Source organism: Siphonobacter sp. SORGH_AS_1065, assembly GCF_030818595.1.
GTDB lineage: Bacteria > Bacteroidota > Bacteroidia > Cytophagales > Spirosomataceae > Siphonobacter.
In genome coordinates, this window is the sequence record NZ_JAUTAM010000006.1 from 229,810 (window position 1) to 242,785 (window position 12,976).

The 12,976-nt window shown below is 45.2% G+C and carries 10 protein-coding genes; 7 read left to right on the plus strand and 3 right to left on the minus strand.

Features of this window, described 5'->3' with window-relative positions:
• Positions 1-223: 223 nt before the first annotated feature.
• Both QE390_RS21625 and QE390_RS21630 read left to right on the plus strand, forming a co-directional pair.
• Entirely contained in the window at positions 224-1,411 is a 1,188-nt protein-coding gene (locus QE390_RS21625) for an MFS transporter (RefSeq protein WP_307143812.1), read from the plus strand.
• 50 nt (positions 1,412-1,461) lie between these two features.
• Complete coding sequence (locus QE390_RS21630; RefSeq protein WP_307143813.1) at positions 1,462-2,211, plus strand: DeoR/GlpR family DNA-binding transcription regulator; 750 nt, start codon at positions 1,462-1,464, stop codon at positions 2,209-2,211.
• Positions 2,212-2,302: 91 nt separating this feature from the next.
• Here QE390_RS21630 and QE390_RS21635 read toward each other — a convergent pair whose 3' ends face one another.
• Together QE390_RS21635 and QE390_RS21640 are read right to left on the minus strand one after the other, a co-directional pair.
• A complete protein-coding gene (locus tag QE390_RS21635) occupies positions 2,303-3,970 on the minus strand; it encodes a beta-xylosidase (protein ID WP_307143847.1) in 1,668 nt (555 codons plus the stop codon).
• Between the two features lie 704 nt (positions 3,971-4,674).
• On the minus strand, positions 4,675-5,007 hold the full coding sequence (locus tag QE390_RS21640; protein WP_307143814.1) for a helix-turn-helix domain-containing protein: 333 nt from the start codon (positions 5,005-5,007) through the stop codon (positions 4,675-4,677).
• A 35-nt stretch (positions 5,008-5,042) separates the two neighbouring features.
• Here QE390_RS21640 and QE390_RS21645 point away from each other — a divergent pair, with 35 nt between their 5' ends.
• A complete protein-coding gene (locus QE390_RS21645; RefSeq protein WP_307143815.1) occupies positions 5,043-6,080 on the plus strand; it encodes a ClpXP adapter SpxH family protein in 1,038 nt (345 codons plus the stop codon).
• A gap of 508 nt (positions 6,081-6,588) precedes the next feature.
• Here the strand turns inward: QE390_RS21645 and QE390_RS21650 are convergent.
• Complete coding sequence (locus QE390_RS21650) at positions 6,589-7,230, minus strand: hypothetical protein (protein WP_307143816.1); 642 nt, start codon at positions 7,228-7,230, stop codon at positions 6,589-6,591.
• Between the two features lie 228 nt (positions 7,231-7,458).
• On the opposite strand from QE390_RS21650, the gene QE390_RS21655 reads away from it, so the two are divergent.
• The 4 genes from QE390_RS21655 (at position 7,459) to QE390_RS21670 (ending at position 12,965) form a co-directional block, all read left to right on the plus strand.
• On the plus strand, positions 7,459-9,516 hold the full coding sequence (locus tag QE390_RS21655) for a glycoside hydrolase domain-containing protein (protein ID WP_307143817.1): 2,058 nt from the start codon (positions 7,459-7,461) through the stop codon (positions 9,514-9,516).
• Between the two features lie 329 nt (positions 9,517-9,845).
• Positions 9,846-10,532, plus strand: a complete 687-nt coding sequence (locus QE390_RS21660; protein ID WP_307143818.1) for an HAD-IA family hydrolase — start codon at positions 9,846-9,848, stop codon at positions 10,530-10,532.
• A 7-nt stretch (positions 10,533-10,539) separates the two neighbouring features.
• Entirely contained in the window at positions 10,540-11,838 is a 1,299-nt protein-coding gene (locus QE390_RS21665; protein WP_307143819.1) for a DUF5690 family protein, read from the plus strand.
• Positions 11,835-12,965 carry a TIGR03364 family FAD-dependent oxidoreductase gene (locus QE390_RS21670; protein ID WP_307143820.1) on the plus strand — a complete coding sequence of 377 codons (1,131 nt, stop codon included), beginning with the start codon at positions 11,835-11,837 and terminating at the stop codon, positions 12,963-12,965. The genes QE390_RS21665 and QE390_RS21670 overlap by 4 nt, the downstream gene beginning before the upstream one ends.
• Positions 12,966-12,976 lie beyond the last annotated feature (11 nt).

A 12,976-nucleotide genomic window follows, 5' to 3' on the forward strand; every position in this document is an offset into this window, starting at 1 on the left:
GCTATCCAGGTTCAACCCCTCCAGGGTTATGATTCTCATTTTCAAACCTTTCCCCTACCTCTACCGGTTTTTCCTTCCCCAACCCCCAACTCCCAACCGCGGCGGCCGCCAACTATTCTACGTTTACTATACCCTTTTGCCTTTGACTCCACACTAATGTTTTTTGCTATTTTATTCAAATTTGCATATTATTGCAAATAATTAATTTCACTCTGCTCTTTCAATGAATTCATCAACTCTTGCTATTCATACCAATAAAGCTCGGTTCGGCACGCAAGCTATCTTTCTGGTTTGCGGGTTAGGCATTTCAAGCTGGGCACCGATGGTCCCTTACGTAAAAGATCGCCTCGGACTTGACGAAAGCAGCATTGGCCTATTACTTCTGTTTCTCGGGGCAGGAGCCATTTTAATGATGCCTGTCACAGGCTGGCTGATTTCAAAACTAGGTTCGCGTCGTGTTATACTCGGAGCCACGGTTGTGATGTCCACAGCCTTACCTCTGTTATTACTCATGAATTCACCCGTCACCATGGCCCTGATGTTGTTCCTCTTTGGTTCCGGCGTCGGGAGTGTAGACGTGGCCATGAACGCCCACGGCGTGCAGGTGCAAAATCTTTCGGACAAGCCCATTATGTCATCCCTTCACGGCTTATTTAGCGTGGGTGGTTTGCTGGGGTCTCTGGGAATTGGGTTTCTGATCCGCTCCGGTCTGGAACCTTTGTGGGCGGCGGTCGCCATTTCCTGCTTGCTCGTTATCCTCATGCTAAGTCAGTATAAAGTTTTGCTGGATGCCGATACGGAACAACAGGTAATGGCACGTTTTACCACGCCACCAAGCGAAACCTTCCGTTCAAAAGTATCCTGGTTGCACGGGCAGGTTCTTTTTCTGGGTGCCTTATGCTTTGCTTCTTTTCTGTCTGAAGGAGCAATGCTGGACTGGGGTGCCATTTTCTTACGCGATACCAAAGGCGTAGAAGAATCGTTGGCGGGCATTGGCTACGCCGCTTTTTCGGTTGCGATGGCCGTCATGCGATTGCTCGGTGATGGCATTGTTTCCCGAATCTCTTCGGCTACCGTCGTTATTGCCGGAAGCCTGATTGGAGTAGCCGGATTCGGCTTGCTTATTTTTTCGCCCTGGCTGGTAGTAACGCTGGCAGGTTTTGTGCTGGTGGGCATTGGTGCGGCCAATATTGTGCCGGTCTTTTTTAGTGAAGGAGGCCGGTTACGGGACGTTCCGAGTTCGGTAGCAATCCCGGCTATTACCACGATGGGTTACGCGGGTCAACTGGCGGGGCCCGCCATTCTGGGTTTTCTGGCCCAGCGTACTTCACTTCCTACCGCTTTCGGGTTTACTGGATTGTTATTATTTCTCGTAGCAGTAGCCTATTTTGTAAAAAGCAAAAAGAACTAGTGATTACATCCGATCAGGAATGAAACGATCCATTGAACAATCTGCCGATCATGCTGAAAGAAGAACGTTTTGATCATATTTTAAAAGAGCTCAAATCCAGCAATAAAGTCTTTTTCGAAGGCTTGGCAAAAGATTTGCAGGTATCGGAAGATACCATTCGTCGCGACATTGAACTGCTGAGCAAGAGTGGCTTATTGGTAAAAGTCCGGGGGGGAGCCATTAATCCATCCGTGAATCCACTGTCCTTTCAGGATCGAACCGATCTGTTTTCGGATGCTAAAAAAGTCATTGCTTTGAAAGCTCAGCAATTGCTTAAAAGTGTACGAACGGTTTTTATGGATGGTGGCACCACAACACTAGCAGTGGCGGCCAGCCTTCCCGTTCAAAGTGAGTTACGGGTCATTACTAACAACATGGCCCTGATCCCCATGCTTTCCAATCACGAACACGTCGAAATCATAGTTCTGGGTGGTATGTATAATCGCCTCACGAAAACAAATCTGGGCGTACAAACCGCTTTGGAAGCCCAGAAATACCAGGCCGATTTATACCTCATGGGTACGTGTGCCATTGATAGTGATCGTGGCATTACTGCGGCTATCCATGAGGATGGAGAGATCAAAAAAATATACATGAAAGCGGCGGTAAAAACAGCCGTACTTGCCAATCACGAAAAACTGGGAACCGTAGATTTTTTCAACGTAGCCGAACTCTCCAGTATTGACACACTCATTACCGATTTACCCAGCAATGACGCTCGCCTGAATCCTTACCGTTCATTTGATCTGGAAATTCTATAGTCATTACTTTGCATTCAATTAATAGGTTTGGTATCTAATAAAATCCAACTAACGAAAAGGCCCGGTAACGAATGACCGGGCCTTTTCACGTTTATTCCCAACGAAGCTGAAGCAATGATACTCCCTGCCGGGGAAGATCGAATTTCAAAACCGTTTCGCCTTTCGTTACTTTGACACGAGACGGAGCCCCAAGCGATTGCAGTTGGCCCGCCTTTTCAAGCTGGGTAATCTGAGCAGCCGTTGGGGATTGGGGTGAGCCCATTTGCTTCCAGACTTCGTACGAATTACTATGCTTCTGATCAATTCGGTAATGCGTCAGTTTAACCGTCTTTCCGGGTAATCCGGTCACTTTAACCTCTACAGGAGCATCTGAACCCGGCAGGTTATCATCGTGGTAATGCCAGACCATTACCGCTACTGATTTCGTTCCTTTGGATGCCAGGGCGTTGATGTCTACCTCGTCACGCACGCTTTTGTCACGCACCCTAACATAATCGTAAGCCAGACCACTTTTTACCTCTACTCTGGTTTCAGGCATTTTACCAAACATGCGAAAAACATTCAGCACGGGTTTGTCTACGCCATTGGTAGCTAAATCCCGAAAGCCTCGGAACCAGGCCTGGTCCTCAAACTCAAAAGCCCAGGTAACCGCCCCCGCCAGATTTACGCCTCTCGCCTGAGCGAGATCATATTTACGGGCAAACGAGGCAGCCGTATAACTCGAATACATGGTTCCGTTTCGATACGCATTTTGCGGACTGTAGTCTTCCGAACAGGCCGCACATCCTTCAGGATCAGACTCTCCAATGATAATAGGTAAGTTCTTTAAGGTTGGATACGAAGCGACGATTTCAAACCCTTTATCAATATCGCGTAACTGCGTACCCATGTTCATTTGCACATGGCCATCCACCAGCTTCGGAGCACCCTTGGCGTGATAGGTAATGAAATCAATCGGCGTGCCTGTTTTCCCGGTTACGTAATTCTTGCCATTCACAACGTGATCCATGAACGCCCTGAAGAACTTTTGTGAATTCTTATCACCCGGCCCTGTTACTTCCGGTCCACCGATGCGAGCCGTGGGCAAAGCCCGTTTTACGGCATCTGCGGTATAATCATAAAGTTTGATGTATTCCTCGGTTGTGCCTTTCCAGTAGGGAATGTTCGGTTCATTCCAAAGTTCCCAATACCAGCTTTCCACTTCTTTCTGACCGCATTTCTCGACTGAATGTCGTACCCACTGGTACACTAGCTCGGCCCATTTGTTATAATCCTTTGGAGGATATGCCCAGCCCACGAAAATGTCATTGTAGTTATCACCGGGTTTCCAGTGGTGACGATACGGCTGGGGTTTAGTGGAAAGGGCTTCGGGCATAAAGCCAATCTGAGCAATGGGTTTCATGCCTCGTTCAATGAACGTGTCAACTATTTTATCGACAATCGTCCAGTTATAAATAGGATTGCCCTGAGCATCTTCCGTGTAAGCGTTGGTAGAACCCCATTTTAAAGCCGCCTCACCGTCACCCGTGACCAGCAAACTATGCACACGAACATAAACCGGAACCTTACTAAGTTTAGCAATTTCAGTTAGAAGCTTCTTTCCATCTTTCATGTACGTATAGTTAGGCTCGTCATAACCAAACCAAGCCCAGATGGGTTTCAGCGGGCCTTTCTCCCGAGTTAAATCAACCTCAATATGGACAGGTTTAATCGTCTTGTCCTGAGCAAACGTTGAAGAGAAAGGCGTACAGGAGATCATCGCAACAGCGAAAGTCAGGCTAGGCTTTCGAAATGGTTTTTTCCAAAAATTCATAAATGGTTTAGATAAGGTTCATACGCTTTACTAACGGTTAAGCATAGATAATTACTTTTAAACGATAGCCAGACATTTCGACTCTAAAATTAAATAACATCAACTATCCTAATTGGCACTAAATGACGTTAACCCATTACCATGAATCCTGCTGTTCCTTACTAATTTAAAAACAGGCTACTTTGATTGCTTAAAGAAGGTCTTTAGAAGTAGAAATTTATAACCCGATCAGACGCCTTTTATTTACAGCCTCCGCTCTGGTTTGCAATAATTATTCAGTCCTGCGAAAAACGCAGTGGCAGTGTTCCTTCTATAAGCTCTGAATGAATAGGATCAATGGGAAGGGATTCGAACGGAAATGCCTAGTAAAAGCGTAACGTCACAAAAAGTGGGTTATATCTCAGGTTCTGGCATAGGACAATGATAACTTAATCAACTACATTACTTTTTTCAAGAATGATTCTGCGTCGTCACGTTTAGCCCAGGGAAATCTCCCAGGAAAATAAAGACAACTTATTCGTTTTGGAAAGCTATAGTCCTAAGCACTGATTATATCAAGCAGCAAATGTATACTCGTGAATTAATGACGGATTATACTCGGAAAGCGGATACGATTTGGCCTGATTATAAGTTCTCAAATACAACCAATATTAAGAAAGCCCTTCCAGTTGCCGGAAAACGGGAATCAGGGCTTTTCCTTTGTCAGTCAGGTAATACTCAATATGCAGGGGCTTTTCCCGAATCGTTACCTTTTTTAATACTCCCATTTCTTCCAGTTCTTTTAAGGCAATGGATAAGGTCTGCTTGTTAGAACCTTCAATCTGACGCTGTAAACTGCTAAATCGCAAAGGCGATTCTATGGCTAGTCGAAATACTTCGGGCTTGAATTTTCCCGAGAGCATTTTCAATAAACTTTGGGCGGGACAGATCGTGGTGTCTTCTTCGCTGGTCAGGTTTTTCTGACTAATTGACTCATCTTTCATGGCTTGCAATCTTTGTACAAAAAAAGAGGAAAATTATGAAACATGAAACGCAGCTATTGATTCCACTGACGCCGCACGTGTTGACCTTCCCTACCGTACTAACGCTTATTCTATTAGTCATAAGCCTTCTCAAGGGCCATTCACAAACCGTAAAAACCATGAATTCCAACCCACTTTTATGCGATCCTGAAACGGGCGTCTGCGAAATTCCAACCGCAACGGAACGTTCATCGAAGACTTCGATTGTAGCCGATACCAAACCCGTGAAAATTATTTACTTCACCGATCCTATTTGTTCTACCTGCTGGGGCATTGAACCACAGTTACGCCGACTGAAACTGGAATACGGGCATTCGGTGGAAGTAGAATACCACATGGGCGGGCTGCTTCCCGACTGGAGTTACAACAGTGGTGGCATCAGTAAACCATCGGACGTGGCTCATCACTGGGATGAGGTGAGTGCGTACTACAAAATGCCCATTGACGGGGATGTCTGGCTCGAAGATCCGCTGGATTCTTCCTATCCCCCATCCATTGCTTTTAAAGCCGCTCAATTGCAGGATAAAGAAAAGGCTATTACCTTCTTACGCGTGCTTCGTGAAATGGTTTTTCTGCAAAAAAAGAACATTACCAAATGGGAGCATCTCTCGAAAGCCGCAACCCTTGCCGGATTAAACAGCGACCAGCTAAAGCAGGATTATGAACATAAGGCAAAAGTTTTATTTCAGGAAGATTTAGCTCTTGCCCGACAATTAGGTGTTCGCGGATTTCCTTCAGTTTTCATCACGGATGCTTCGGGTAAACAGGAGTTTGTGTACGGGTATAAGCCTTACGCTCTGTACGAAAACGGAATCCACTCGATTAAGCCCGACTTAACAAAAACACCGTACGTTAAAAGCTGGGAAAATTTATTCGGTCATTACCCTACATTAACGATCCGGGAATTCGCCGAATTAAGTGATTTATCTTTGCAGGAAGGCGAAAAGGAACTTGAAAAATTAACAAGTCAGAATCACTTAAAGAAAACCGTAACTAAAAACGGTCCGATTTATCAAAGTCTGAACGTCAAATGATACCCCATTTCGTAGGACCATTGGATAGAAGCGTTTAGACAGCGATCTGTCATTGAGAGCGAAGAACGTCCCCGGATTTTATCCGGGGACACTTCGGGAGCTGTTGGTAATAATAACTATCTATCTCCTACATGAATAATTTTATCATCAGCGTCTGTCATCCAGAGCGAAGCGAAGGATCTTATGACCTTTGTTGAGCTGGTTAGGGCATGCGGTTACTTGACTATGCTAGTCCATTCCAACCAAGGTCTCTCTCTTCGTTCGAGATAACAGGGGTGATCATGGCTAACCGAAAGAAACTTCACAGGTGCGAGATTCCATCTCGTTCCTACAATCAGTTCCCCAAGCCTGCCAGCCCTAGCAAAGCCAAGGTCCGATTCGCATGAAGGTATTCGATTCTAAATGTCAGACAGCCTTTAAGCATTAAATGATAAACAGATCCTAAGAAAGCGGGGCGTGTCAACTGCAATTGGCACGCCCCGCTTTCTTAATAATAGCATAAACCTAACTACATAGTCATGGTATATCGTTCGTAAACCGTTGTAATCGTCACTTCTTTTACTCCTGCTTTTGTATAAATATGGCGTTTATTCACTACGGTCAATCGTCCATCTTTACTAATCGTTATGGAACTCGGTTTAACCCAACGATAAGGGTTTTCATTAGATTCAGCATTTACAGAAATTCGACTTAAATCTTCCAAAAAATCAAAGGTGCGAACCGTTCCCTGCATTAAATAGCTAACACTTAACTTGGGGTTATAGTCTAAAAAATCACCTCCATTCCACTCCACTCCCGAACCTACATTGATATATTGCTCAGGCCACCATTGAGTAAATAGGTAATTGCTTTTATTGCTACTGCTTGATGATGTACCCTTATATATTCGTAATTCCACACTATACTGTTGATTATTTCCATACGTAAGCTCCTGCATTTCTTCGAGCATATTGTTAGAAGCAGTACCGTCCAGATTGACATCCAACGGTTCACTACTAACAGAACTAATGATTTTGTATTTCCCGTGAAATTTTGAGTACAGAAGCTCTTTTTCTTTGGTAGTAGCAGGCGAGACAGGTACTATATCTTTCTTCTGGCAGGACGTTAATCCAAGAGCCAATAAGAAAGCAAAGGTATAAACAGGTTTCATAGATCAAGAGAAGGTTTATTTGTTCCGAAATTACCCCCTAGATAATCCTACTCCAACACCTCAAATCTTGATTTAACTATCATTAACGGTAAAATTATTTCTACGATAGTTAGGCTCTGCTGAGTTCATACAGACTTAATCATTCTTTTACAAAAGAGTCACATTTGATTTGCCGGAATTACCTACTATTGGTGATCACCAAGTCTTTTAACATAACTTCCCTTTGGAATGAAATTATTTTACAGAGCAAGTCTTATCCTCTTCTCCTGTTTAAGTCTGTTCGAAAGTCAATCCCTTCAGGCTCAGAGCGATCAGGTCAATGTATTTTTGGGGTCTTCTGGCGATCACGGTCAGCTTTCGCCAGCGGCATCTTCGCCTTTCAGTCAGCTGAGCATTTTGCCCAAAACCAATCCCGGTACACACACGGGTTATGAGCATCTTGCTAAAGAAGTCTACGGATTCACTCATAACCGCTTCGAGGGTGTGGGCTGTCAGGGCAGTGGCGGGTTGTTGTTACTCAAGCCTTTTCTCGGAACGAAAGACGAGGGCAAACCGCTGATTAAAGTGTCTGAGCAAGCCCAACCCGGTGAGTATACCATTCGATTTACCAATAAGATTAGCACCCAAATCACGGTTCATCAGAACTTTGGTTTATCCGAATATAACTTCCCTGAAGGAGCTAAAGGCTTTCGTCTGGATTTAAGACATACCTTTAATCATGCGTTTGTTGCCGAAGAGCATCAGGCGGAAGGAAGCATGGTAACCGGCTGGATACAGGCTAATACCACTTGCCACGCCGGGATTTATAAAATCTATTATGCGATGGATTTGGGCGGCTCGGCTCAATGGGAAACCGAAAGTACTCACGTACTCGTAGCTCAACTTCCGTCGAATACACGCCAGTGTCAGGTGCGGGTGGCTTTCTCAGCGGTAGATGTAACTTCAGCGAAACAACGGCTCCTGAATCAGAAATCTCTGGCAGAGGTCAGAAAACAGTCCCAGAGCTTATGGAACGATTACCTCGGAACCATTCAGGTACAGGGCCCTAAAGATCGGCAGTCGTTATTTTACTCGCTTTTTTACCGTACAATTCAGTCGCCCTTTCTAATCTCCGAAGAAGATGGTCGCTTTCGCGGAACAGATGGTCATCTTCACGAAAGCACAGGCAAACGTTACCACGGCTGGGCTATCTGGGACAACTACAAAACGCAGTTACCGCTGCTTTCGGTCCTCTACCCTACCCTTTACCAAGACATTACCAGTTCGGTGAGTAACCTGTATCGGTATGGAAAATACGATTTTGCCGGACCAAACGAACCCGCCAATTCCGTGCGAACCGAACACGCAGCGGTTGTTTTATTAGATGCGGCAAAAAAAGGATACAAGATTGATTTCAAGGCCATTCAGGATTCTCTCATTTCGGACACCGCCCGTTTCGATTTTGGCAAGCCCGACAAATACCTGGAAGCCGCTTTTGATATGTGGACGATGGGCAAGCTCTTTGATCGTTTCGGTGAAAAAGATAAAGCCCGGCATTTTTTGAAACGGTCGCAATCCTACAAACCCGTTTGGGAGCGGGAGTTTAAAGATTTGAGCAAAAACGATGTGGATCGAATGTCGGCAAGACGCATGTATCAGGGGACCATCCGTCAGTATCGCTGGGCGGTGCCTTTTGATATGACCGGATTAGTTACGCTGGCGGGTGGAAAGACGGCTTTTACGGAACAACTGGATGAGTTTTTTGATGGCTATTATTTCAACCGGGCTAACGAACCGGATTTACAATCTCCAACGTTGTATTATGCCAGCGAGAAGCCCTGGAAATATCAACAGTTAGTGCATCAACTGGCCGTGGATACCGTGGTTCAGTATTACTTCAATGACAACAGTCGCGGCATTGGAGCCCACATTGACCGGATTTACAAAAACGAACCCAAAGCGTTTGTCCGCACCATGGATGACGACGCCGGGGCCATGTCAGGCTGGTTTGTTTTGACGGCTCTGGGCTTTCAGCAACCGCTGGTAGGCGAGCCGATTTATTACCTCAATGTTCCTTTATTTGAGAAAATCAGTATTCGTCAACCTAAGGGTAAACTGGAAATTTCGGTTACCCATTTCTCGGATAAAAATCGCTACATCCAGCGAGTGACGCTCAATGGCAAGGACCTGAAACGTGTTTGGCTTACGCACCAGGAAATTATGGCCGGAGGGAAATTAGTAATCGAAGCGACGGCCCAACCTTCGACTTATGGGGCTGATTCGATGTGGGTATCGGAAGGGAACTAGTAAACACGGCGGCCCGAGTCAAACTCATTCAGACTGATCTTGGCATTAGTTATAGTAACGAAAGACAAATTTCATCACAAGGGCCTAAGCTGCAATAGCTTAGGCCCTTGTGTATTTATAGTTTATTTGAGCGTTTTTATTAATCCGTTTACCCGTTCATCGCTCATAAAATCGCTCCGCGTCTATTTATTTGGCAATTCCTTAAATCTCCTTTAAGACCCTACTAATCAAAGCCTTACAAAGCCATTTAGAGCCTTAACAATTTGATAATACCCTAAAAAGTTAAACGTCGGTCTATAATTGCGTAGAAATTTAAATCTCCCTCACTAATGGCTATTAAACTTGTAGTGTTCGACATGGCCGGCACCACTGTTAGAGATCAGAATTATGTGGCCCTCGCCTTACAAAAAGCCTTGAATAACCATGGCTTTGAGATTTCGTTAGAGCAAATCAATCCGCTGATGGGTTACGAAAAACCGTTGGCTATCCGCATGCTTCTACAGAAAACTGAGCCCAAAGTAGAGACAATCAGTGAAGAGCTGGTAGAGGCTATTCACACGGACTTTGTGGCTGAGATGCTGAATTTCTATCAGACTTCTCAGGAAATTGCTCCCCTTCCTCATGTGGAAGAAACGTTTGACACCCTTCGCAGCTTAGGCATTAAAATTGGTCTGAACACTGGGTTTTCACGCTCTATTGCCCAGACTATCGTGGATCGGCTTGAGTGGTCCGATAAAATTGACGGACTGGTTGCCAGCGATGAAGTTTCGCAGGGCCGCCCCTACCCTTACATGATTCAGAAGCTAATGAACCAGATGCAGATCAATGACGTGAGGCAGGTAGCGAAAGTGGGAGACACAGAAGTAGATGTCAACGAGGGACTTAACGCTGGTTGTCCCTATGTCATTGGCGTTACCACTGGAGCCTTTACCCATGACGAACTTCTGCCCTATAAGCCGACGCACATCGTTGATGATCTTTCGAAAATTATTCCTATCGTAACAGCTCAGGATTAATCTTTTCATGAAAGACTCATTTTTGAGTAAACACCCCTGGTTACTGACCTTATTGGCCGGATTGGCTGCCTTTGGTACGTACAGTTGTATGTATGCTTTTCGGAAAGCCTTTGCTGCTGGAACGTATAACCACCTCACATTAGCCGGAATCGACTACAAAGTCTGGCTGGTATTTGCTCAGATTCTGGGTTATGCTCTTAGTAAATTTTACGGTATCAAGTTTGTTTCTGAAATAAAAACCCACCAACGTATTCAGGCCATTTTGGGCTTTATTGGGTTTTCATGGCTGGCTCTGGCTGGGTTTGCTCTTTGTCCGGTCCCTTATAACCTCTTTTTCATGTTTCTCAATGGCTTGCCCTTGGGGATGATCTGGGGGCTGGTTTTTTCTTTTCTGGAAGGAAGAAAAAATACAGAGTTCATGGGGGCAGTAATGGCCACCAGCATGATTTTCGCTTCAGGATTTGTTAAAACGGTGGCTTTGCAACTACGTCACTTAACAGGCTTTTCTGAATTCTGGATTCCATTCTTGACGGGGCTTGTGTTTCTGCTACCACTGATTCTGTGTGTGTACCTGCTTTCGCTTATTCCACCTCCCTCAGCAGAAGATCAGAAGCTTCGTACCCAACGCCAGCCCATGGATGCCGAAGCCAGAAGAAAGTTTTTAAGATACTTTTTTCCAGGTATTGTGCTGACCATATTCATTTATGTTCAGCTAACCGTTGTTCGGGACTTGCGGGATAACTTTGAAATAGAAATCTGGAAAACGCTGGGTTACACAGGGTCTTCTCATATTTACACCCAGGTAGATATGTTGGTGTCTCTGGTAGTTCTGGTTGTTTTAAGTCTGCTCATTCTGGTAAAAAACAACCTGAAAGCATTTGTGTACATGCACGGACTGATCATTGGTTCATTCCTGCTAATTGGCCTCTCAACCTGGCTTTTCAATAACCATCAGCTTTCTTTAAAGGTCTGGATGACTACTGCCGGAGTCGGCTTATACATGGCTTACGTGCCTTATAATGCCCTGTTTTTTGAACGGATGATTGCTACCTTCCGCTATCAGAGTAATGTAGCCTTTGTGATGTATCTGGCCGATTCGATGGGTTATCTCGCCAGCATCGGTATTCTTTTCGTTCACGAATTTTCAGACCTTTCTATTTCCTGGGGACAATTCTACAACCGATCTCTCATAGGAATATCCATTATGGGTAGTCTCAGTGCCCTGTTTTCGCTGCTGTATTTTCAAAAAAAATACGCCAAATCTAGGCATGAGTCCGTACCCAGCTTAACATCAGTAACAACATGAACAAATCAGCCCTGGTAATAGGTGCCGGCATCGTGGGCGTAGCTACAGCCCGTGCTTTGGCAATAAAAGGATATAAAGTTCAGGTTTTCGATCGCAGTGAAAAACCCGTAGGGGCAACGATTCGAAATTTTGGAATGATCTGGCCCATCGGTCAGCCTACGGGAAAATATTACAACCGGGCTTTGCGAAGCCGGGAAATCTGGATTGACGTATTAACGGAAAGTAAAACCTGGTATAATCCGTCGGGTAGTGTTCACGTTGCTTATCGGGCAGACGAGTGGCAGGTCATTCAGGAATACGTGGAAGTTAGTCAGGCTTACCGCCCGGTATCCGTTCTCACCGCTGAAGAAACCCTGGAAAGATCGCCGGCACTGCAAACCAAAGGCATACTAGGTTCGCTTTACAGTGCTGATGAAATGATAGTAGATCCCCGGGAAGCCATTATGAAAGTCATCGGATTACTGGAACAAAAGTATCAGGTTGAATTTCACTGGAACAGGGCTATTACTCAAATCAACGGATTACGTATATACTCAGGAGTTAGCAGTTGGCAGGCCGATGAAATTTATGTATGCAGTGGAGTAGATTTCGAAACGCTTTATCCTGAAATCTTCGCAGAAACGGCTATTACCAAGTGTAAAATACAAATGCTCCGAACGGTGCCGCAGCCTCAAAACTGGCAGCTAGGGCCCTCCATCGGCGGCGGACTGTCTTTTATTCACTATAAAGGGTTCCACGTGGCTCCTTCCCTAGCGAAATTGACTGAACGCATCGAACGGGAGTATGCAGAATACCTGAAGTGGGGCATTCACGTGATGGTTTCGCAAAACGGTAGTGGCGAATTAACCATTGGGGATTCACACGAATACGGCTTGACCTTCGATCCTTTCGATAAAACATTCATTAACCGAATGGTACTGGATTACCTGGCGGGAATGGCTACCTTCCCTGATGAAACCATTGCTCAAAGCTGGCACGGCATTTACCCCAAAATGACGAACGGCAGTAACGAATTTGTTCATTCGCCTGAACCGGGCGTAACCATCATCAACGGACTTGGCGGAGCTGGAATGACCCTTTCCTTCGGCCTTTGTGAAGAGGTAATAAATGGTACTTATAGCCGCTAACAGGAGTATTA

What these genes read in the sequence shown, in the direction of transcription:
- QE390_RS21625 (WP_307143812.1), top strand. Translation starts at nt 224, where the DNA reads ATGAATTCATCAACTCTTGCTATTCATACCAATAAAGCTCGGTTCGGC.
- QE390_RS21630 (WP_307143813.1), top strand. Translation starts at nt 1,462, where the DNA reads ATGCTGAAAGAAGAACGTTTTGATCATATTTTAAAAGAGCTCAAATCC.
- QE390_RS21635 (WP_307143847.1), bottom strand. Translation starts at nt 3,970, where the DNA reads ATGATCTCCTGTACGCCTTTCTCTTCAACGTTTGCTCAGGACAAGACG.
- QE390_RS21640 (WP_307143814.1), bottom strand. Translation starts at nt 5,007, where the DNA reads ATGAAAGATGAGTCAATTAGTCAGAAAAACCTGACCAGCGAAGAAGAC.
- QE390_RS21645 (WP_307143815.1), top strand. Translation starts at nt 5,043, where the DNA reads ATGAAACATGAAACGCAGCTATTGATTCCACTGACGCCGCACGTGTTG.
- QE390_RS21650 (WP_307143816.1), bottom strand. Translation starts at nt 7,230, where the DNA reads ATGAAACCTGTTTATACCTTTGCTTTCTTATTGGCTCTTGGATTAACG.
- QE390_RS21655 (WP_307143817.1), top strand. Translation starts at nt 7,459, where the DNA reads ATGAAATTATTTTACAGAGCAAGTCTTATCCTCTTCTCCTGTTTAAGT.
- QE390_RS21660 (WP_307143818.1), top strand. Translation starts at nt 9,846, where the DNA reads ATGGCTATTAAACTTGTAGTGTTCGACATGGCCGGCACCACTGTTAGA.
- QE390_RS21665 (WP_307143819.1), top strand. Translation starts at nt 10,540, where the DNA reads ATGAAAGACTCATTTTTGAGTAAACACCCCTGGTTACTGACCTTATTG.
- QE390_RS21670 (WP_307143820.1), top strand. Translation starts at nt 11,835, where the DNA reads ATGAACAAATCAGCCCTGGTAATAGGTGCCGGCATCGTGGGCGTAGCT.